Here is a 20,392-nt window from a genome sequence, read left to right on the forward strand (position 1 = left end):
TCCATGATCGGAAGCATCTTTAACCAGTCAACATCACTTACGCCACTGTCAACTCCTCCAAGTTGAGAGTATTTACCTTGGACGCGAGGCCACCGGGCAAAAAATCCGCAAAGTGGAATTTCATCCCTTCGATAATAAGTGGGTAATAGTGAGATCGGTGTTCGTTAAAGTGCTTGTTAAACACATCAACTTTATCCAACTGAATAACATTGCCGTCAGCATCTTTTGCAGTAACCCATTTTAAAATGAATTTCTCTGCGCTTTGCATCTCAGGAGAGCCGATGTTTGCCAGCACACCACCAAGGTCAATATCAACAGTTTTGCCTGATAAAGACATGCAACCCTTGAACATGGCAAGTAATTTCTTGGCGTGCGTCATTGCTTCCACAAAGTTACTGTGGCGGTGTTCGTAAGTGATATTGTCTTTTTCCATTAGTTATGTGCTCCTTTGGCTAATTTAGTGATAACTTTCTCAAATTGCAGTACCCATTGAGTTGGGTTGTGTGATGTACCACGTGAGATGGTTGGCGGTGTAGTGAAGAAACCAACATGACCCACAATCTCATCACCATTCCAAGTGTCTTTAAGGTAAAACTCGATAGGCGCTGGCGCAGACTGGCTGTTTAAAATCTGGTTACGCAAATCAGATAAAAACTTATTATCCGCGGAGTGTTGTAATAGCTTGATAGTTAGTGTTGCAGATTCATTGCCTGTAAAAACAAAGACACCGCCACCACTAGCCCCGATTGTGAACGCGCCATCATCACCAATTGGCGCGATTGAAATAGAGTCTGCTGACTCATCAAACGCAGTAATCTCATAACCGTTAATGGTTAGAATACTGCGATCATGTCTATATAAAGCCATTTCTTACCTCTTAACGATTGAATTGGATGAGTAAATCAGCGGAGTGACCAGCACCAGCCAATTTGATTGCGCACATAATCGGCATCATCTTACGAGCCTCGCGGTCAGCCTGTGATTGCGTGTCAAAGCTATCTGAATAGAAATAGAAACCTTCGTTTAGGCGGTCACCATAAGTTAGCTCACCCACATCATTACCACGCCATAAACCGCCAGCAAGAAAACCGTTCCGCACAAACTCATTACCGATAACGACTAATGAGCCGATTAGCATTGATTGGCCCTTATCGGTTTGAGGTACTTTTGTTGGGTTGGCCTGTAGTGTGGTGAATGCTTCGCGCTGGCATGCATCAATGAAAGCATCTAAACCCATGACTTCATCAATGAATGTTCCGCCAAGCATCGTACCTTCAGCCAACATATTGATGCCGTCATAGTCGGTGTAGTAATTAACACCTAAACTGCGACACTTTCGAGCGTCCGTTAATGTCACTCGGTCATCAGAACGAACCGCAGATTGCTGTTTAAATTTAACTGTCTTAGCTGTGTTTTGCCCTTGCCACACGGTTGAGACTGCAATTGCCAGTAATTCAGCGGCGGCATGATCATCACCCGTTTTATTAAACTGAACCATTAAGCGACCAGAGGCTTTGTCGTACAGTTTTTTAAGGACGTTCTCGTTATTCCATTCGATTTGTTCATCACGGATAGCGGTATATGCCAGCACTTTTAAATCAGCACTAACCACCCAATCATGAGCATCTTCAAGTTGTTCGTCAGTTAACGTGTTAGCAAAATAAGCGCCATACCAGTTTTGATAAATATTTTGCAGTTTACGCATCGCATCAGATGGCATTTCAGCTTCAACACTTTCTGACGCTTTACCAATAACAATTGTCGCCTGACCATCTTCAAGCTTAAGCATGTTGCCGATGTAGGTGCCTTGAGTTGCTTCCGTAACATAACCCAATCGCGTTGCAGGATAAGCACCCGTTGTTTTCGCTTGAATAATGAAGCGGTGACCGACTTCATCCCAAATTACTTGCAGGTTTTTATCTTCTGGTAATTTGGCTTCAATAGCCGATGCAATATCAGCAAATCCAATCGCCTTGCTAAAATCTAACGCTGTTAACTCTACTTCTTCACCAGCGATATTCAGCGTCATAGCACCATCACTGATAGCTTTAAACGCATTAATACCAGCGGATACCGTTGAGCCTTTCAGTGCATTGGCGATAGCTGGAATTTCTTGTTTCTGTTCTGCATAACGAGCAACCATTGCGCGCTTTAACTTTGGTCGTGCTGAGAATAACGCTTGCGCTGCTTTGTGTGCGTTAGACTGGCTACCGAATAGATTTGCTACATCATCAGCATCAGACACAAACACATAGCGTGTCGTAGCATCCTGAAAGGCTTCGCCAACCTCTGATGTAAAAATAGCGACCATGCTCAAATCTCGGCGCTGAGCCGCTGCCGCCTGTGGCAAAATTTGAGCGTTAATCACCTCTTTGATTGATAAACTCATTTATTAATCCTTTTGAGTAGTGATAACGACCGACTCACCACGATTGAGCGGTGCTTCGATACGATGAATATGTGAAAGAACTAAGTCGAACTGAGCGCGTTGCTCCTTACCTCCCGCGATTGCAGTTGGTAAGTTTCTGATTTGAGATGAACGAACAACGCCTACACCCATTCGTTTAAATAGCTGTTGTGCGTAACTTGTTCTGATTGATGTTGATAGCTTCTCGATGATCAGATAGGCATTTCTGCCAAAGGCATTGATAGAGATTGAGGTTTCGTAGGTTGACGTGACGATTTCTTTTTCATTGGTAGCATCAAACTTAATCTCCGTACCAATGGGCTCTGATGGTAATCTGTTTACTGATATGAAATATTTCCAATCTGAAACATCTGTCTCATCATCACCATCAATAACCAACTCTTCACGTAATTGGGAAACCTCCGCTATCGTCCGTCTGACTTCCTTCATATCGAGTTGCGAGAGTGTCGTAATAGCCATAATCATTCCATAGCGATTTACTGATAATGCGCCAGCGATGACCGTTCCAGTTAAACAACTCTTTGTTTTCGACTGGCTCTTGTGTCATTACTCTGACTGTTGGATTGTAGCGATCACCTTCAGGAAGGATTTGTAGGTCATCATTGCTGGCTGGCTGAACAATGCATGTTAGAGTTCGCTTTACTCCACCTTTAACCTCAAACTCTCGCTCCTGCGCAAAAAACGGATCAGAGAAGATATCTTCAACAAAGTTATCCATCATTTGTCACGTACCTCATAAGTGATTGAGCTTTTTAAGGCACCGCTATCCATCAGTGTTTTACTGGACTTTTTCTTCCGAACTGTTGATGGAGCGTTAGCTGGAGATATACCAGATTCAATTTTCCTCTGGACATCTCCCATCATCACTCCACCAACGGAGCCAAGAACAGAGTTTATATCACCATTATTAGCCAGCTGATGATGAAACCCTTTGATGATCAACTTTGACCAATTTTCTTTTTGTTCATTAAATGTTGAGCGCAAGAATGATCGTTCTGGGATTTTTATTTTATGAGCACCAGTTTTACCCGTTTCCATATATCCCTGACCATTTCTTAGAAACCTTGATTTACCATCTCTTGCATCTTTTTCCGTTCGATAACCATAACTTGTTCCCCCGGGATGATTGATGGTTGCACCAAATTCATGGACGGCGGCAATCATTGCGTTACTTAATTCCCCCTCTCGAAGATTATTGGTTGCAGCAGGAACGCCCACCACAACCTTTTTCTTACCCATTGCACGGATCCGAGCCTCTAATGCTTTAAGCCCTGCACCGTTGAACTTGCCAGAGTTTTTAATCATGGGATCACCATTACATGCACACCAACTAGCTTGCGAAGTCGGATATATTCCTGACCGTAAGAGCTTGATGCGTATCCATCGTGATTAGAACCAAAACCAGCATCAGGCGCAGAGTAACCAATAGATAAACCACCCGCAGCTTTACTTGTCGCGGATTGGACTGGTTTACCATTTGAATGACCAGACTTGGTTAATGCGCCAGAGACATAGAGAAGATGTGCTGTTAAAGCATCTCGCCCTTGCTCAAACTTCTTGCCCCATATTTTACGAGACATTTGGTTTTCAGTATCTTGCTGGGCGAGTTCAATTCTTGCTTTATCAACATTGGCAAATTCGGGGTAACGAACAAGAAATGACATGCTACCCCCTTTGATTATTTGCTAGGCGATGTTTTATAGTCCACATACACTGCTGATGCAGGAACCTTCCACATTGCACCACCGAACGCAGCACGATAACCACACTCATAGGTCAGCAGGTCTCGCTGGCGAACAGGTAAAAGCTCTGGCATGTGAACTTTCATCTCAACATACTCTTCATCGTAGGTATAGATAACTAGACGAGTTTTTCCTATTGTGATTTCTCGCGCATATTCAGCAGGAATTTTTACAAAATTAATACTGAATGCGTTATCACCAGAGGCTTTACGCAATGCAGCCATAACGCGATCCATTGCTGATACTGGTAGCAAGTCAACGCCCACAATCACACTGTTTGTGTCAAACTTCTGCATAGCTAACATGAAGTCAGCTGCATCCATTGCGATGTGAGTTGGTTGTACACGATAACCTGATGCAGCCCATGCAACATTGTAGGCATCGAGGATCATTGAGATAAACTCTTCTGCTGTCATATCTGCGATAGACTTTTTAGACTTCTCAGTAATCACCTGTACTAATGGGCCATTAAGCAACCCTTCCTGACCTTTAACTGCATTATGCCCACGATAGCCAGCATACTGAATTGTTGCCAATGCGTTAGCATACAAGTCATCTTGCTTTTTAGAAGGTAAGTTTTGACCGACTTTTGCAATCTTTTCGACTTGCTGCTTAGTCCATGATGCTGCCTTAGCCCATTGAGCTACTGGCGCTTTTTCCATCTCAATTTCACTGTCGATAGTGATTAATGAGTTAGTTTTGTTACCGATAATACCGTCCATCACAGAACCCATAACTTCTGTGCGTCCGTATTCAAAATACTCCATTGCAAAATCAAGACCTTCACTAACAGGAATAGCTTCACCAATGTTAATTTCAGGTAGCTCTTTCTCCTGTAACTCTTTGTCTCGCTCAGTCAGAGACTCTTGCAACACTTCTTCAAAATAAGCTTCTTCGATAGCCATTAATTACTCTCCTGAGCCTGTTGATTGTACGTTTTGCATGTAGCCCAGCGTGATGGCCACACAATTACTTCCCTTGCTTACTTTCTCAGCCCAATAACCAAGCTTGATGTTCCCAGTGGCTTCTTTGGTTACTCGACCAGATGTAGCACCACCAACTTTGATATAAACCAAGTCACCACGAGCAAATTCCTCGCCTTCTACAGTTAAGGCCCCCACACAGTCACCATGAGAGAAGTGACCGATGTTAGTTGTTTTGCTGTGTGGTGCTTTATCACCGTAAATGTCACGAACAACGATGCCATGAACAACATCATTAGCCGTTTCAATGTGCTTAACACCACCTTCAGGATTGACCGCTACAAAGATGCCGTAATCCATATCTTTTTCAGTGCGGTTTTCTTCACCCCACACTTTGTCGTTAGAGCTTGATGCGCGGTAAATCGTACCAGCGCGGAGTGTGCCAATAGGCGCATCCCATTTAGCAGGAAAGAAAGACATTATTTTTTACCCCCTAAGCGGTGAGAAACTGATTTTGTTGATTTAGATGCTGAGTCATTGAACAAATGCTTGCCAATGTCGCTCTTTGGTTTGGATGTCGCCTGTACTGCAACGTAAGCCGTTCTTAATGCTTCGTCTGACATTGCCTTAACCTGAGAGTCATTAAATGCACCAGTGCTTAATAGAACGATTGAATGCACATCACGAGATGACTTAGCATCAGTGAATTTCAATTTAGGGAAACGCGCTTTAGCGTCATTCAGTGTTGAGTCAGTGTCCTTTTCAGATTTAATGGCTTCCAGCTCTTCTTTAAGCTTCTGGTTTTCGGTTTTTAACTGAGCGTTTTCAGATTCCAATTCAGCAATACGAGCGTCCTTATCATCAGCGGGTGGTGTTTCTGGATCTGCATCAGTTGGTGTTGCGCTCATGCCTTCAAGTTGTGCTTTAAGTTCAGCTAATTGCGTAGCCACTTCTTGCGCTTTGGCGATTGCTTCTTCTGATGCCTGACCATCAAGCTCCGTTAGTGTTTTTTCAAGTACAGCAATCATTCCTGCGATTTCTTCCGCAGTAAGGGTATTGCCTTCGCCGTCTTTTAATTTCTTACCCTGCATAAAACTAAGGGCGTCTTTCAATGTTTTTAGCATCGTTTTACCTTTCTTGTCGTTTAACCTAATGTCAGCGCCGTAGCGCCCTTCTGCTACCACGGCAACATGGTTGCCACGAATATTGATGTGATATAACTTTCCGTCACGCTCTTCGATCTCGGCTGGCTCATAGCCAACAGACACCTCACGGACATCTGTTTTCTCCAGTGTTGCGATTGCTGCCGCATCTGTGATGTAGACGTCACAAACAATCTTGTCGCCTTCAATCCTGACGTTCTGGATGTGACCTATCGCTTTCTCTTTGTGATCACCCGCTGTGACCTCACCACTATCAGGGTGCGTCAGTGTTAGCGGGAGTCCTTCAAATGATTTCAGTGTTTCTGGTTTTGATAGTTCTTCGAGTGTGCGGAGGATAGATATTTTTTTGTTGGCATCACTGCCAGTTAACCCAATTTCATGACCGTAATATTCAATAGGCCCTGCACGGGTTATCGTCGCAGTGGTAACAGCGTACCCCTGCGGTGTTTTTTTCCATGCCATTGATTAATCCCATGAGACGTAAGGGAGAGGCACACAACGACACTGAAAGTCAGTGCCCGGTGTTCCTTCGTATGCTCCAATTGATTTGCGTTTCTTCCACGTTTTACCGCCATCGTCAGAATAAACAGTTGGATCTGAGTATTTGCAGAGTTTGTTATTTAATACAAAATGACTATCTCGCTCGCGTTCATCACCAGCACCGCCCCATTCGTATAAATCAAGACCAAGCGCACGACTGCGTGATTCTGTTAATGCTGCGTTGAGTTTTGCTGTCTGATCACGAGCGATGAACTTAGCCCTACTTTTTGATACGCCACCACGTTCTTTGATGATTGAAATAAGATTTTCGTGACGCCCACCACTTGATAGATTTGTGAAAACCTTCTCACCAATATCGTTGATAAAATCAGTCTGTATTGACTTAATCAAATCAACATTCTCTTTGACTGCTTTATCCATATCATCACGAATAGCGCCATCACCTAACATTCCAGACAAGTCGATACCGAACGCATTTTTATACGTCCTTTGTGTCTGTTCTTTGTTTTGTTGGTTTGCGCGATTTACTAGACCAAAAGACAATCGGTTAGCAATGTCAGCAATAGACATATTGGCCACTTTTTGTATTGCTCTAGATAATTTTGCTGTGATACTTAAAGGAGGAGTGTTTGGGGCGTCGTTCAGTGTAGGTCTTTCTAATTCAGAGATAATGACATCAACCATTTCATCAATTACAGAGTTTAATCGCTCTCGATACCAAACCTCAGTGCGCTTACTCTGCTTGATAGGCCTCATTCGCCTTCGTCGTGGCTTAAGTCGCCCCTGTTTGTGCTCCAATATCTGTTGTAGTTCCATAGTCACCATATCCTGATGATTCAACTATTCGTTTAATATCATCCTCAGTCACTGTAACTAATAACCCTCTCGCCACCATTTCACGTAATACCGTTTCTTCGTCTATTACGCTATTTTGTAACATTGACGTGAAGCCTGTTGAGTAGGCAGTGAACCGTGTTGCCAGCTCAGCTTCGTTAATGCTGTCAATTGATGGATAGTCATACTTAAGCTCGTCACTGATTGATAGCTTGTCGAGAATGAACTGATCGATAAAGTCCTGAAGTGGTCGTAACCGCGCTTCTTGCAACCCGTTTATCGTTTCGTAGTAAGATTTGTTATCTTCTTCGCCTGAATTGAAGCCACTTGCAGACTGGCCAAATAATACAGTAATAGGTCTATCCAGCGCACCAGCGAGGACACTCATCATCTTAGTAATAACATCAGACAATCCAGCAAACTGTGCTGTTTTCTGTTCATAGCGCCCTTGAGCATTAGAGTCACCCGCATCGATAGCGAGGATGCCAGTAGATGATTTCCCCTGCTTCATTACAGTGAGATATTTTCTTACTTTATCCTCTTCACCGCTGGCAATCTGATTATTCATACCCGGTATAAATAAAACATCGACATTTGCTTCTTGGATTGTGTCACCTGTGCTAAGAACCGCCGTATCAAATATCTTGATATCTTTGTACGGAGTTTGCAGATCAGATGTGCCGAACTTGGCCCTATCTTTCAAGCTGTGCTTACCCAGTTTGATTCGGTGACAGCGCGTGTGATGAAACTTTAATTGCTTATCGCCAATATCAATCTGATAGACAATCGGCTCGCCAAAATGCGGTGAGGAAATATCAGTAATGACATTAGAGTCTGGCGTATACTCACCTTTTCTTAGCACTAGGAATTTAACAATAACTTCCTCAGCCAGATCGAGCCTTGAGACTATGCTTTCATCATCACAATCAGTAATCGCAACAATGAGAGCGTCACCTAGCAATGAACTCCATGTCAGTGCATCATTAAGAACCTGATAAACCTTCAATTCAGTCTCAGTATCTTTGATGCTTTGGATAAGTTTGCTGTCAATGTCACCTGAAAGCTCACGAGGTAGTTTAAGCATATCTTCGGCAGTTTTATTGACATATTTCTTCGCTACCCATGACCCATCATACAGTGCCATTAATTCATTATCCGGCACTGCTTTTTTCTTATTGCCGTATGTAATTGCGCCTATCTTTTCGCCGAGAGACGTCATCATGCTACTCAAGCTATCATTAAGCCGAGTAATTAAATTTTTCTTAGCCATTAGAGAATATCCAATACTGATGTGCGCCCCTTGATATACCCATCCAGCCCATACCTAGACGCATCCCAACAGTGGTTATTCTTGTCCTCAATAACGGGAAGAACCTCACCAGTGATCCGGTCTGTTTTATATGAGTAAAGACGGGCTTCTTTTGCTGTTTCTTTACAGCGAGGATGGATAATGATTTGCTTGAATCCGCGCAGATGCGTAATGCCATCCTCTACGCTACCCTGCCATTTCTTGGCTGCTGATATATTGAAACCTTGGCGTTTTAGGTAACTGATTGTTTCTGGTCGTGCGGAGTCTGCTTTAATTGGCCACCTACGAGATTCAGGTATCTTGTCGTAAAACGCTGGCATATGGTCAAGCTCTATGCCAATACCGTATACCTCGTACTCGATGTACAGGCAGTCGTTTAAAATGAACTGACGTAGTAATGTGTTTGGGTCTTTAGCAAAACCGAAGTCAGCACCGAATAGCAATCTGTCTGCTTTCTGCCATAAATCATCAGGGAATGATTGAACTACGTATTTATTGGCTAATACTTGCTTATCAGAGTTTTCGAGATAAGCACCTTCCCAAATCCATGCGTAGGTTTGATCATCAAGGTTCTTTCTGTCCCTGCGCCTAACCTTTTCCAGTACATCAGGAAACCACGGATTGTCTGTGTAGTTCATTTCGACAACTACCATGTCATCGTCCGGCTGTTTCCTGAAGCGCTTATCTGTGGCGCTACCATCCTTTTCAGGGTTCCACGTCACCCATATTTCCGACCCACTTTCACGCACGGTAGGATCAAGCTTTTGCCAAGCCGTTTCACTTACAGTCTCAGCCTCGTCAACCCAGCAAAGTAAAATACGGGCTTTTGATTTAATGCTGTCAAGGTTGTGACGCAGACCACAGAACACGTAGCTGACATTACGATCAATGGTGCGGATATATTTTTCACCAATATCGAAGTTAGCAGCCAACCATGGTACAGATCTAATCGCCTGTTTAACTTCCTCCATTGACGACTCTTCCAGTGAGTTCATAAACTCACGGGCGCACAGTATTACTCCAGACTCTCCGTTGTTAGCGGCCTGATATGCCTTAACCGCTGTCATCAATGCGAATGTCCTCGTCTTTGCACTGCCTCGACCGCCGTGTGAAACTCGGTATCGCTTACCTACTGCGGTAAATAATGGAGCCAGTTTTGCGGGAATCTGAAGCTGCACAGTGTCATTCATTGTCAGGTTCCACCGGTACAAGCTGGATTGTTGTTGGCTTAGGTGACATCGAACCGTCAGATGATTTTAAATCAATATCCTGAGTTACCTTGTCTCCATACTTTTTAGGACTCATTCTTGCTAAAGCCCACTTTCTGGTATCTATCCTTAACCTTGCCTTAGCAACTGCCGCTGGTTCTTCTGTTACATCATCAGCAATATCAAACAACTCTTCAAACACGGCATCAGCTCTTGATTCCATTGCTTTCGCGTACTGTTCACGAAAGTCAGGATATTCTCGTAACCAACGCATGACTTTAGTTGTGTTTGGCATTCCTGGTCGCTTGCATACAGAACGCAAACTTTCACCATCGGCAATTAGAGCGCATACATCGTCCGCCACCTCTGGTAAGTAATCAGAAGGGCGACCCATTTTCTTTTCAGTCGCCATTAATCAGCCTCTTTTAGAATAATTAACTGGTTTCGTTTATATATCTCCGGCAATCAATGACACCGTTGAGGATATAAAACTATATAAAACTCTATCAATGCCACTCAAAGAATGACATTTGTAGAATTTTCTAAAATGAATAATCATTTACTGTTCAACCACTGGCACATATTTAATATCACTAATCTCATCAGGTGATATGTATACCCATGAGCCATCGAGTGATGCGATACCGATTAACCCGTTAGTCACACGAGGCTCTTTGGTGCTCATCATGCCTTCGTAGGTTGTACCGTCTTTCTTAGTTGCTATTACGTGATATTTTTCTGACATGATTACTAGCCTTCTTTCAATACATCATGAAATGCCTTAGCAATAGTTTTGATTTGACGAACATTTCCACGACCAGTAACGATGATTTTTCTAACATTTCCAGCCTGACACAAACAAGCCTTCAAGTTGCCATTAGTTATATCCACCTTCGTTACAGCCCCTGTGGTCGTGGCGTCTATGTTGTAATTTTTCATATTCCACCCAATAAAAAAGGCCACTAGGGCCTATTCATCGTTAAATGTTAATTAAATCAATCTCCTCAATTTTGAGGAAAGGTATCACTCAACGCTAGGAAGGAGTAATTGACCTTTTTCCTCTATCTCGGCGATCTTGTTTAATAACTGAGGCTTTTTAACTCTACCCCAGCGATTTAATAATCGCCCTGACATACTGGCCACATCCTTCTCTTTCATGAATTCGAGCATTATCTCATTTCGCTCTTGTTCCATGGTTCGGATATTTTTGGTAATAACATCAGCCATCCAGTTAAAGGCGTTTATATACGCCACCTTAATTCTCATAGCTTCTTTCTTTGTGTATGACATAACCAATAACATTAGGCCGCCTTTCCGTAGCTTATAGAATTTTTGAGGCTTTCCATTCTGTAACTCATTGTTTTTATAGCAAAGCTCAAAATTGAGCTTTGTATCAAACTCTGGAGGACACGATTTTATAGTCCTTTCGATATCACGAATTACGTTCTTTGGCTCTTTACCAAAAGCTCTTGCTACACAAAAACTATCAGTAATTACTTCTGAACCAGACATAAATACGATGTTCCGAAAATCAATTCCATTTACTACTGTTGGATAATTCATGGTGTAAATCCTTATAGAAAAGCGAACCTGTTCACCAGAAATAACCGCCCCACAGAAAATACCATTAACGGTTTTTCTCAGGTTCGACTTTCTGTAAGGTTCTGTGAGTGTTTTTAATTGCGCGGTGAATGCGCCGATGAAATGCGTAGAGTCGCAACCATCATCACGTATCACTACGTTAATCAGGTCGCTTCTAGTCTGTTCCTAGCAGTCAAGATATGATCACTCTCCTTAATGGATAAACGACTTATCTAATTGCTGATATATATATTTACTTAAGCTATACTAAGTAGCTATCGCTACACTTTGATTGATATATTGTTAGTATTGCCCAGCCTCCCGTGCTGGGCTTTTTTATTCTTTTGGAATGCTTTTATCCAATTCTTCACGGAATTTAACTGGATTCTCTGAACCTTCTACTGCCATGATATTTCTCCATTAAAAAACCCCGCTATTGAGCGAGGCATTCAGTGTTGATGTAGTTCTGCAAATACAAAGTTTGCTGTTCGTTCTCGACTATCATTTCTCTGAGACGTAGATAATCTTGTTCAACTGCTTTGTTAAGTCGTGCGGTGGCTTCATCGCTTCCGCTTTCGGTGGAATTCTTGGTGACTGTTGGACACTTGGCTTTGACGTACACCCGCTTATTGCCAGAGTTAACAGCATCACGAAGAGTGTTGATTTCATTCTTTGCACTGGCTAACTCCTGTGAGTGACGAATATCCAGTTGATTTAATCGAGTGATACGGGCTTGATAGTCTTTGTTGATTTCGACTTGCTGTGAGAGTTGCTCAGTGAGTGATGACTTATCTTTTTCCAACTCATCAATATCTCTCTTTAGATTTGAGTTTTGATGAACAAAAAACCAAATCACCAACAAAGGAATAAATGCAACAAAATACTTCGCCAGCAGCTTTAAAAGCTCTTTTGTCATTATCCCCATATCACTTAACGCCATTGTGTTCTAACGAGTAGTGATTGCCATCATTGAAACGACCACCCCACGTACCGCCGATAGATTCCCAATATTCACCAAGTAATTTATGGTCACTTGATGCTGTTAGGTACTTGCCATCTTTGAATAGATTGAAATCCACAGCTAGGCGCTGGGTGTGTAAGCTGTTTTTAATACCGGCTCCTGATTTGGCATTTAACTGTGCCTGTTCTGGTGTTCGGTATGCTTCTGAAAAGGTCAGCTCATAGCCGTTGTCATAAGCAAAGATAATTAAGTCCGCAATCATGCGAGTGAATTTTCGTTGTTTCTCACCGAGTGTCATTTTTACTAACCCCTCTAAATATTTGCATTACATTCCCACGACTAAGAATTATTAGTGCGCATAGCGTGATATTGATTCCGACTTCAAATGGATCTGCATGAGCGTAGTCATTCGTTAATATGCGTAGTGGGATAGAACCCAGCATGACAATGAGAACCCATGCTATAAGTGACGGAAAGAATTTGTATTTAGCGCCGTTACGCTCATAGTTAACAAGACGAATAACAGCAAGCAGACATGAGTAAAAGTTGATGTAAATCCAAAACATTGAGATGGTCATCTTCCACCTCCTCTGAATTTATCTATCAGGTTATTAATGACGTTGTTAATACTGTCCGTAAGCGCGCCTGGTTTAGATATTGTTACCAATACGCCAACCAAACCAGCCGATGAGAACATTGCACCAACAGAGCGATCGACTTCTCTATCTCCGACAATGCCACTCAGTAGTGATGACATGAAATCAGCGCCCAATATCCCGATCGCAAATGCAACCGTGAAATACGCCCATCGTTTTAACAGCCGGATATCATGAGCAGACAATACAAATATCACCGCCCCTGCGAACGCACCGATTACAACGCCTGCGTCCATACCTGAATAGAGACCCACAATAGAGACACCCGCTAACGAGGCGGTTGCTGTGCCTGTTAACGGCTCTTGCATATATGTAGTCCTGATTAGTTAATAGAACGCCGACTCACAGCTCTTGTGTGAACGTGATAACGAGGGTAATTGTTCTGTGGTCGGCATATACGAAAAAAGACCGCCTAGGCGATCTTCAAAATGAGTTGTTCGGAATAACCGAATATGTGAACTATCCGGAATTTCCGGAAAGTTGGATTTGTAAGCAACCATTACAGGTTTAATTAGCGATATCGGAATTCCGGCATCGGAACAATATCAATAACTTATTCCCTCGAATTCAGGGGGATTAAAATAGAAAGGGACACCAGATGATGTTTTGGTCGACGGATATCTGGTGTCCCTAATAACACAACTCTCCAAAATGAAGAGTGCATTTAGTCAAAAGATCAACTGTAATGTGGTGTTGCGGATTTTCTTTTGTCTAAATTTGGTTGCCACACCAAGCCACTAGACAGGTAGTAACTATTGCCTGCGAGTGGGTGGTGTGGTCTTCAAGCCCCATAAGGGTACATCGAAAGCCCCAAACGTATCGCAAACCAGATTTCTCCGTTCTACGTAGAGGTTATGAGGGGCACTATTGCTATTTAGATGGACATGGCGTGACTATCGCAAGACAGGATAGACAGTTAGGGCTATGCCTCGGTCAAGGTGCTCATCCGCAATGTCGGCATTTCTGCTAATGATAGTTTCCCGTCACGATAAATTGCGATTTACTGAGATATTTATACAACAAAGCCCCGCCGAAGCGAGGTCTTAAATCGGAACTTTTCAGCCCGTAATCAGCAGGTAATCTCTTACCCTCTTTAATCTATCTGTCTGCTCTTTGCTTTTACGAGCGAGCATACACTAAATATACACATTCATAACTTATTTTCAAGTGATTTTTGAAATATTTTTATATTCAACTCCAAGTTGTGAGCGCTCTCTCGCTATTTCATCTTGTAGCACCATATATAACTTCGCATTAAATAATGTAATGCACCAACGGACACGATCAATACACTGCTTAGTGGTGAGCCAAGGTGCTATTTGTTGTTGAATGTAATTTGCGAGTGTTTGCATCGTATTTCTGCCAAGATAGTAATCGGTAGCAACAACATAAACAGGATTGGACTTGTCGAACGCTTTCAATATTGCTTTCTCTACAAAATCAGCTTCATCTACATCGTTGGCGCGCTGAAACATGTTGCTGAGTGATTGCTTTGGAAATAATATTGATTTGGCTTTTTCTTCAAGTTCACTTCCTGTGTAACCTTCCTTCTTTAGTTGTTCAAATACCTTGGTGAAGCGTTCTATATTTTCTCCTGACCATCCAGTAACAAATCGCCAGATGCTTCCAGATCCCCAAGATAACCCAAGATAACTATCATCTTTCATCTCTCCAGCCCACAGAGATATGATTGCTCTTACCCATCTATCTTGTGACGGAGTTAATCTCCTTGCCTTGCCTAAATATGATTTTCGAGGTGAGTCTGCTACATACCTATAAATATCTGGCTTACGTTCCCTCATCTCGCCTCCGGTAATACTGTGTGATAATCATCATTCGCAGTTGTATATAAAATCCTGACACCATCCATCAGCCCGCTGACTACTTCCATATAGTCCATAATCTGCATTACACAGAAGTTAACTCGACCCCCCGATTGAGATTTTAAATATCTTGCTTCTTCAATAGCTGCGATTAAGTCAGTAAACATTAAGCCACCTCCGAATATTGATCCTTTCGCCTTTTCTCATACCAACGGGCCCTACGAGTGAATATTGATTTCATTCGCTTGAGATATTCGATGTCGAATTTACGGACCGTGTTATCGTGCTCTAAACGAATTACTCGCTCTTCGCCGATTTTATTGATGAGATTAATGCGATATGGAATGAGATTGCCTGACAAGTCCCTATTGCAGTGAACACAGCCAGCATGAATATTGAGTAGATTAAATCTTAAATGACTTGCAGAACCTCTGGACCTGTAATGGCTAGCATCTACGGAACCACCTCTTACCCCATAATTTAATTGCCGACCGCAAGCGATGCATGGCTGACCATAGTCTCGCCAAAAGATGTATTTATTTACTGCCGCTTGGGCCTCTTTGTTCCAGTCTGATTTTGTCTTTAACTTTTCCTTTCTGGCCCGCAATATTTTTCTTTCCTCAGATAAGCGTTTTTTACGGTCCTTTTCTTCGGTCCGTTTAATTTCATTTGAGGCGAATTTTATTGCGCAGGATGTGGAACAAACTTTTTGGGTAGATAGGTAGGGAGTGAATTCTTTGTTGCAGACTTTACAGGTTTTGAGCTTCGGCTTTTTAGCCTTAGCCATACATCACCCTAAAATAACTCCAAGAATTAACATGGCAATAAACCATATTGCGACAAATTTTCCATAGCGTAATAAATTGGCATTAAACATTGGCTCAAACTCCTTTTGTGGTTTCTTTTGATGTTTATGTTTGTGTTTATATTTACTGCGATACCTCGCCATCTCCCTCTCCTTTGATTTTATCCATCACTTCCAAATGAGCGTATTCATCAGCACACTTGCTACACACGTAAATTTCATCATCTGTTAGCTGTCTATTGCATGACTGGCAGTTCATTGAACGCCTCGCTTTACCGCACGTTTAGCTTCACGTTTAATGGCAATGCCTAATCTCTCTAGCCACTCTCCGTATTTGAGTAGTGCTTCGGTTTCATCACTAATACGAGGGAATCCATCCATTTCAATATCTACCTCAAACTTTCCAAAGTTATCTCTGGCAATAGATATTTTCTGCTCTAACTTTGTAGTCTCATTATTGTGAGTAACGCTATACTCCTTGAGAAATAGGTTTTCGTTTCTTTCAAACTTAACCAGTTCCATTTTTGTTGATTTGGTTTTCACACTCTCACCCCACTCAATAATGAATCCAACTTCATCAACATCGGATTACCCATGCCTGCAACATTGGCTTTATCGACAAATTTCATAGGTCGAGATTTAAACTCTCTCGCCTTTTGTCTAACTGCTTTTACCTCTTCTCTATCGTCAGCATATGATTTGATTAGCTGTATCGCGTTATCACAAACGACAAACTTCCACGCACTTTTATCAGACTTTCTTATTGCTCCTATCTTTTTGAGATGCATGATTGTTTCTCGACATTGATTGATCGTTAAACCCGTCACTGCAAACGCTGTTTTGGTGTCAAATAACTCTAAATGCCTTACAGATTTAATAATTGTGATTGCGTTTTCTATTGGGAAGTTATCTCTAGCCATTGCTTCCAGCCTCCATCTCATTAACCATCCGTTCCATATACCAATGAGCCTTTTTCAAATCTTCGACTGGATTAATTTTCTTTTCGTATCGCCAGACGTACTTTTGAATATTACCCTTGAGATAGCCTAGAAACGCCTCTTTGGTCATACTGGCTTTAATAGCATCGATGCACTCAATGTCACCTGATGCATAGTGTGGTGGGTTATTTACGTTGTCTGTCATTCGTCTTGTTTCCTTTTCAATTTCATATACTCGCTATCTTCTGGAGTAGTTAGTATTAAACCGAACTGTGATGCCCATGCTTCAACTCTCTGTAAGAAGTGATGCATTTCCCCTTTATCTAGTTTTGAAGTGTGCCTAAGCATCTCTCGTTGCGTTTTTTCACCCGTTAACACATCGGTGTACTCAGTTACTTCAAATCCAAGGTAAGTGGCCTTTAAACTTTCCTTCACCCACGCTTCAGTACAGAACTCACGACCAGACTTAATCAAGTAATCGCTGATTTCTTTGTACCAAACATGGCTTAATGCGTTTTGAGAGAGGCTTCGTTTTGGTTTGTAAGGCTTGATGGTGACGCTGAGTTTTGGGTGGGATTTAAGTAGTTCAATTACGTTGTTATCAAATAGCTTTTTCGTTGATTCGTGTAGACAGAAGTTTTCCAAGTTAACCTCCTTGCATTTCTGCGTATACCTCTATCCAATATTTAGCTTCTTGGATCCATTCTTTTTTCTTTTTGCGGATTTGTCTTTTAGTTGGTTTGCTTGGGAATTTATAGTGTTCCTCAATCCAACCTACATTTATTTTCAACATCCAAAATCTGCTATTCGTATTGAAGCTGACGTAATAGACCATGACTTCTACTGGCTCACTCACTGTTAGCTCTCCTGTTCCAGCCTGATGGCCTCAATTTCTGCAAGCGTCAGACTATCGACTGAATATGGGTTGTTGAAATAAATCGTCGCCTCTTTGAATGCCGTAGGAAATCCATCAACTAGCGTTCCAATGACAACAATCGGTATGAACAAAATAACTAATAACCACTTGTCCATGTAGCACTCTAGCGAATTCAATTCATCTACTTTTGAATGCTGATAGAATGACAATCTACGAGTTGGAAATAGCTTATTGTGAACTTTGCGTTTTATCTTCATCATTCACCCTCTGGCATTGGTGGGAGTGGCAAAGGCATCCAGTGCGTTATTGGATAATCGTCATCTTCAATAAATTCATCGTTATCGCTGATAAAATGGCTGTAAGAACGCGACCAAATCCAGCCTTCAAAACCTGAATCTGAACGCATGAACACATGCCATACAAACTTGCCATTCCAAAACCATCCAGCGAACACTGGCGTGTCCAGTTCAGGTAACCTATCACTACACTTAACCCAATTAGTACCTGCATTAGATACCTCCAATTATTCTTTTCAGTTCAAGTTGAAGCAGTCGCTTAAGCACTTTCTCGCTTCGGTAATTTTTGAAGAACCTGCGGTTATAGTCTTTGCAGTTCTTTATGTATTTTCTTTTCCTGAAGGTAGCCTCGTCGGCATAAGCCCACAGGAGATCTTTATAATTAGTTCCTTTCATCTAAAAATCCTCTTGCGTGTTAATACTTGGTGACATTTTCGTCTTGCCATACTTCGTCATATTCAGAATTAGGCATATTGGCTATGTAGTTGTAGGGAGAACCGCCTTCCATGATTAAAAACTGGTGAGAACGCTCTTCAAGGTATAACGGGATCTTACCTTCCCACCCCTCTCCGTTACGTTGTTTCTCCAAACATAAAACTGATGCTGGTTCTGCGGTGTGATTCTGTTCTTCTGGTGTTAGTTGTTGCCCTGCTTGTAGCTTCTGTAATGCTCTCTCACGTCGTTTGTTGCGCCAGATGATAAACAGATTGTCTGTTAGGTCGGTAATTGAGCCTGAGCCTTTCACGTCCATTTTACCCGTGGGTTTATCCTCGCTATCAGACTTGCGGCTGTGAGTGACTAAAATGACATGGCTGTTAGTTTTGTTTTTGAAGTCGCATATTGCGTCTAAAAACTCCTTTTGACCGTTGTAGTCATCGTCATCAATTCCGCATTTCATCAGGCTATCGATAACAAACAGGTTTATTCCGTAACGTCGGTTTGCATACTGGAATATTTCCAATATCTTTTTGGCTTTAGCTGTTCCTGTTAGCGCAAATAACCAAAGGCGATCGTCATAAAAACTAAATGCTGACTCAATCTCCATGCTGGTAGGTAATTTATTGCAAGTAGCTTGTCGTGTTAGTCGTTTAAGAAATACTGCTGGCTTAAGCTCAAAGGAAGCCACGCAAGCCTGAGCGCCTTGTCTCATAGCCTCACAAAGAATGTGACCTAAAATCTCGCTTTTACCGTGACCGTTCACCCCATTGAGAATGGTTAATTCAGACTCTCTAAAACTGAATTGATGGTTTAAGGTTTCCCAAGGGCTTCTGAAAAGGTATTGCTCTTTGCCGTAAAATGCTTGGATTGTGTCCTGCATAAACTCACGGGCACTACACAATTCATCAGGGTCAAAGTAAGTTGCTGTTTCAAGGTACTTAATGATTTCTTCTTGAGGTATTCCAGCTTGTAAACATTCGTTGATATCTTTTTTTGGCAATGACACCAGTCTGCAACGATATTCACCTAACCGCTTGGCGATTTCCTTAGCGGCCTCTTTCCCAACTTCGTCACCATCTAGTGATAACCAGATTTCTGTAAACCGGTCTAAGTTGTGATATTCAAACTCAATCCATTGTTGCTTTGCCCCCTTACCTCCTCCGAATGGTACAGATAGCGCAGAAAGCCCATATTCGTGATAGCTCATACAATCAATTTCACCCTCACAAATAATTATCGCTCTTGCGTCTTTTGGTATCTGATCCCAACCGTACAAACAGGGTTCGCAATCAGCCTCAACCGAAATTGCTTTTTTGCCATTTGGTCGCTCAGTGCTAATTCTCTTCACCTGCAATAATTCACCATCTCGCTTGTATGGGAATGCGATAGCGGGCAACTCACGATTAACATCATGAGACCAGACAACAGCGTCACAAACTTTGAATTCTTCGGCTATCTTGCGACTAATGCCTCGACTTTCTAGGTATGTGTAGCAGTTTTCAGTTTTACGGATATTTTTCTTGAGTGATTCGTTTTTTGGGCGACTAAATTTCTTTTGGCTCTTTGCTGAGAAATGGTGATCGTCATCATGAATGCCTAGATATTTCTTAGCTTCGGTCATAGCTTGATGCAAACTGCAATCTCTAACCTCAACCCATAAGTCCAGTAAATCACCACCAATCCCCTCAGCAAAATCAGACCAAACCCTTTTTCCAGAAAGGTTTATCTTTAAACTTTTGCCAGCTTCACCGTTTACCGATCCCGCAACCCATTCGTTGTGCTCTTTTTTGCCATTAGGTAATAAATACTTCGCCACTCGGTCAACGTCTTCCCACAGACGATCTGACAGTTCCGTGATTGTCATTAGGCTTCCCTCAAATTTAATTTTCTGAACCAATACCGAACGAAA

General features: G+C 42.2%; 34 protein-coding genes. All 34 read right to left on the minus strand.

Annotated features, from left to right (window positions below; all coding sequences use genetic code 11):
* Positions 1-37 precede the first annotated feature (37 nt).
* Positions 38-433 carry a phage tail assembly chaperone gene (locus NBG71_RS06475; RefSeq protein WP_071233614.1) on the minus strand — a complete coding sequence of 132 codons (396 nt, stop codon included), beginning with the start codon at positions 431-433 and terminating at the stop codon, positions 38-40.
* Positions 433-867 carry a tail tube family protein gene (locus NBG71_RS06480; protein WP_250916672.1) on the minus strand — a complete coding sequence of 145 codons (435 nt, stop codon included), beginning with the start codon at positions 865-867 and terminating at the stop codon, positions 433-435. Before NBG71_RS06480 ends, NBG71_RS06475 begins: the two co-directional genes overlap by 1 nt.
* Positions 868-877: 10 nt before the next feature.
* A complete protein-coding gene (locus tag NBG71_RS06485) occupies positions 878-2,389 on the minus strand; it encodes a DUF3383 domain-containing protein (RefSeq protein ID WP_250916673.1) in 1,512 nt (503 codons plus the stop codon).
* Positions 2,390-2,392: 3 nt separating this feature from the next.
* Complete coding sequence (locus NBG71_RS06490; protein WP_250916674.1) at positions 2,393-2,887, minus strand: phage neck terminator protein; 495 nt, start codon at positions 2,885-2,887, stop codon at positions 2,393-2,395.
* A complete protein-coding gene (locus NBG71_RS06495) occupies positions 2,811-3,149 on the minus strand; it encodes a hypothetical protein (protein ID WP_250916675.1) in 339 nt (112 codons plus the stop codon). The genes NBG71_RS06490 and NBG71_RS06495 overlap by 77 nt, the downstream gene beginning before the upstream one ends.
* A complete protein-coding gene (locus NBG71_RS06500; RefSeq protein ID WP_250916676.1) occupies positions 3,146-3,733 on the minus strand; it encodes a hypothetical protein in 588 nt (195 codons plus the stop codon). Before NBG71_RS06500 ends, NBG71_RS06495 begins: the two co-directional genes overlap by 4 nt.
* A complete protein-coding gene (locus NBG71_RS06505) occupies positions 3,730-4,092 on the minus strand; it encodes a DUF4054 domain-containing protein (protein ID WP_250916677.1) in 363 nt (120 codons plus the stop codon). The genes NBG71_RS06500 and NBG71_RS06505 overlap by 4 nt, the downstream gene beginning before the upstream one ends.
* Positions 4,093-4,106: 14 nt before the next feature.
* A complete protein-coding gene (locus NBG71_RS06510; RefSeq protein WP_250916678.1) occupies positions 4,107-5,075 on the minus strand; it encodes a major capsid family protein in 969 nt (322 codons plus the stop codon).
* 3 nt (positions 5,076-5,078) lie between these two features.
* On the minus strand, positions 5,079-5,573 hold the full coding sequence (locus NBG71_RS06515) for a structural cement protein Gp24 (RefSeq protein ID WP_161706827.1): 495 nt from the start codon (positions 5,571-5,573) through the stop codon (positions 5,079-5,081).
* Positions 5,573-6,718: a DUF2213 domain-containing protein gene (locus NBG71_RS06520; protein ID WP_250916679.1), complete on the minus strand. Its 1,146-nt coding sequence runs from the start codon at positions 6,716-6,718 to the stop codon at positions 5,573-5,575. The genes NBG71_RS06515 and NBG71_RS06520 overlap by 1 nt, the downstream gene beginning before the upstream one ends.
* A 3-nt stretch (positions 6,719-6,721) precedes the next feature.
* The gene (locus NBG71_RS06525; RefSeq protein ID WP_250916680.1) at positions 6,722-7,513 is read right to left on the minus strand and encodes a phage head morphogenesis protein; all 792 of its coding nucleotides are present in this window, start codon (positions 7,511-7,513) and stop codon (positions 6,722-6,724) included.
* Positions 7,514-7,529: 16 nt separating this feature from the next.
* On the minus strand, positions 7,530-8,861 hold the full coding sequence (locus tag NBG71_RS06530; RefSeq protein WP_250916681.1) for a phage portal protein: 1,332 nt from the start codon (positions 8,859-8,861) through the stop codon (positions 7,530-7,532).
* Entirely contained in the window at positions 8,861-10,090 is a 1,230-nt protein-coding gene (locus NBG71_RS06535) for a PBSX family phage terminase large subunit (RefSeq protein ID WP_250916682.1), read from the minus strand. Before NBG71_RS06535 ends, NBG71_RS06530 begins: the two co-directional genes overlap by 1 nt.
* The gene (locus tag NBG71_RS06540) at positions 10,083-10,520 is read right to left on the minus strand and encodes a terminase small subunit-like protein (protein ID WP_250916683.1); all 438 of its coding nucleotides are present in this window, start codon (positions 10,518-10,520) and stop codon (positions 10,083-10,085) included. Before NBG71_RS06540 ends, NBG71_RS06535 begins: the two co-directional genes overlap by 8 nt.
* Before the next feature lie 147 nt (positions 10,521-10,667).
* Complete coding sequence (locus NBG71_RS06545; RefSeq protein WP_115370292.1) at positions 10,668-10,853, minus strand: hypothetical protein; 186 nt, start codon at positions 10,851-10,853, stop codon at positions 10,668-10,670.
* 5 nt (positions 10,854-10,858) lie between these two features.
* Positions 10,859-11,047 (minus strand): hypothetical protein, encoded by a 189-nt coding sequence (locus NBG71_RS06550; RefSeq protein WP_250916684.1) that lies wholly within the window; start codon positions 11,045-11,047, stop codon positions 10,859-10,861.
* Between the two features lie 84 nt (positions 11,048-11,131).
* Complete coding sequence (locus tag NBG71_RS06555) at positions 11,132-11,671, minus strand: Rha family transcriptional regulator (RefSeq protein ID WP_250916685.1); 540 nt, start codon at positions 11,669-11,671, stop codon at positions 11,132-11,134.
* 451 nt (positions 11,672-12,122) lie between these two features.
* Entirely contained in the window at positions 12,123-12,605 is a 483-nt protein-coding gene (locus NBG71_RS06560; RefSeq protein WP_250916686.1) for a lysis protein, read from the minus strand.
* A gap of 10 nt (positions 12,606-12,615) precedes the next feature.
* Positions 12,616-12,948, minus strand: a complete 333-nt coding sequence (locus NBG71_RS06565) for a M15 family metallopeptidase (RefSeq protein ID WP_036976899.1) — start codon at positions 12,946-12,948, stop codon at positions 12,616-12,618.
* Positions 12,935-13,228 carry a phage holin family protein gene (locus NBG71_RS06570; RefSeq protein ID WP_352172224.1) on the minus strand — a complete coding sequence of 98 codons (294 nt, stop codon included), beginning with the start codon at positions 13,226-13,228 and terminating at the stop codon, positions 12,935-12,937. The genes NBG71_RS06565 and NBG71_RS06570 overlap by 14 nt, the downstream gene beginning before the upstream one ends.
* On the minus strand, positions 13,225-13,614 hold the full coding sequence (locus tag NBG71_RS06575) for a putative holin (protein WP_004916901.1): 390 nt from the start codon (positions 13,612-13,614) through the stop codon (positions 13,225-13,227). Before NBG71_RS06575 ends, NBG71_RS06570 begins: the two co-directional genes overlap by 4 nt.
* Positions 13,615-14,469: 855 nt before the next feature.
* Positions 14,470-15,108 (minus strand): hypothetical protein, encoded by a 639-nt coding sequence (locus NBG71_RS06580; RefSeq protein ID WP_250916687.1) that lies wholly within the window; start codon positions 15,106-15,108, stop codon positions 14,470-14,472.
* Complete coding sequence (locus NBG71_RS06585; protein WP_223672578.1) at positions 15,105-15,296, minus strand: hypothetical protein; 192 nt, start codon at positions 15,294-15,296, stop codon at positions 15,105-15,107. Before NBG71_RS06585 ends, NBG71_RS06580 begins: the two co-directional genes overlap by 4 nt.
* Positions 15,296-15,916, minus strand: a complete 621-nt coding sequence (locus tag NBG71_RS06590; RefSeq protein WP_250916688.1) for a recombination protein NinG — start codon at positions 15,914-15,916, stop codon at positions 15,296-15,298. The genes NBG71_RS06585 and NBG71_RS06590 overlap by 1 nt, the downstream gene beginning before the upstream one ends.
* Positions 15,917-15,919: 3 nt before the next feature.
* Positions 15,920-16,078, minus strand: coding sequence for a hypothetical protein (locus NBG71_RS06595; RefSeq protein WP_243213054.1), 159 nt, complete (start codon positions 16,076-16,078; stop codon positions 15,920-15,922).
* Entirely contained in the window at positions 16,059-16,193 is a 135-nt protein-coding gene (locus NBG71_RS18915; RefSeq protein WP_502925733.1) for a protein NinF, read from the minus strand. Before NBG71_RS18915 ends, NBG71_RS06595 begins: the two co-directional genes overlap by 20 nt.
* A complete protein-coding gene (locus NBG71_RS06600; protein WP_250916689.1) occupies positions 16,190-16,477 on the minus strand; it encodes a hypothetical protein in 288 nt (95 codons plus the stop codon). Before NBG71_RS06600 ends, NBG71_RS18915 begins: the two co-directional genes overlap by 4 nt.
* The gene (locus tag NBG71_RS06605) at positions 16,474-16,854 is read right to left on the minus strand and encodes a hypothetical protein (protein WP_250916690.1); all 381 of its coding nucleotides are present in this window, start codon (positions 16,852-16,854) and stop codon (positions 16,474-16,476) included. The genes NBG71_RS06600 and NBG71_RS06605 overlap by 4 nt, the downstream gene beginning before the upstream one ends.
* Positions 16,847-17,077 (minus strand): DUF3310 domain-containing protein, encoded by a 231-nt coding sequence (locus NBG71_RS06610; protein WP_250916691.1) that lies wholly within the window; start codon positions 17,075-17,077, stop codon positions 16,847-16,849. Before NBG71_RS06610 ends, NBG71_RS06605 begins: the two co-directional genes overlap by 8 nt.
* Entirely contained in the window at positions 17,074-17,517 is a 444-nt protein-coding gene (locus tag NBG71_RS06615; RefSeq protein WP_135091711.1) for a recombination protein NinB, read from the minus strand. The genes NBG71_RS06610 and NBG71_RS06615 overlap by 4 nt, the downstream gene beginning before the upstream one ends.
* A 1-nt stretch (position 17,518) precedes the next feature.
* Positions 17,519-17,728: a DUF7279 family protein gene (locus tag NBG71_RS06620; RefSeq protein WP_161779684.1), complete on the minus strand. Its 210-nt coding sequence runs from the start codon at positions 17,726-17,728 to the stop codon at positions 17,519-17,521.
* 2 nt (positions 17,729-17,730) lie between these two features.
* The gene (locus NBG71_RS06625) at positions 17,731-17,904 is read right to left on the minus strand and encodes a hypothetical protein (RefSeq protein WP_250916692.1); all 174 of its coding nucleotides are present in this window, start codon (positions 17,902-17,904) and stop codon (positions 17,731-17,733) included.
* Between the two features lie 101 nt (positions 17,905-18,005).
* On the minus strand, positions 18,006-18,272 hold the full coding sequence (locus NBG71_RS06630; RefSeq protein WP_250916693.1) for a DUF551 domain-containing protein: 267 nt from the start codon (positions 18,270-18,272) through the stop codon (positions 18,006-18,008).
* 188 nt (positions 18,273-18,460) lie between these two features.
* Positions 18,461-20,347, minus strand: coding sequence for a toprim domain-containing protein (locus tag NBG71_RS06635; RefSeq protein ID WP_250916694.1), 1,887 nt, complete (start codon positions 20,345-20,347; stop codon positions 18,461-18,463).
* Between the last annotated feature and the right edge of the window lie 45 nt (positions 20,348-20,392).

It is taken from the genome of Proteus sp. FZP2095 (assembly GCF_023701425.1).
GTDB lineage: Bacteria > Pseudomonadota > Gammaproteobacteria > Enterobacterales > Enterobacteriaceae > Proteus > Proteus cibarius.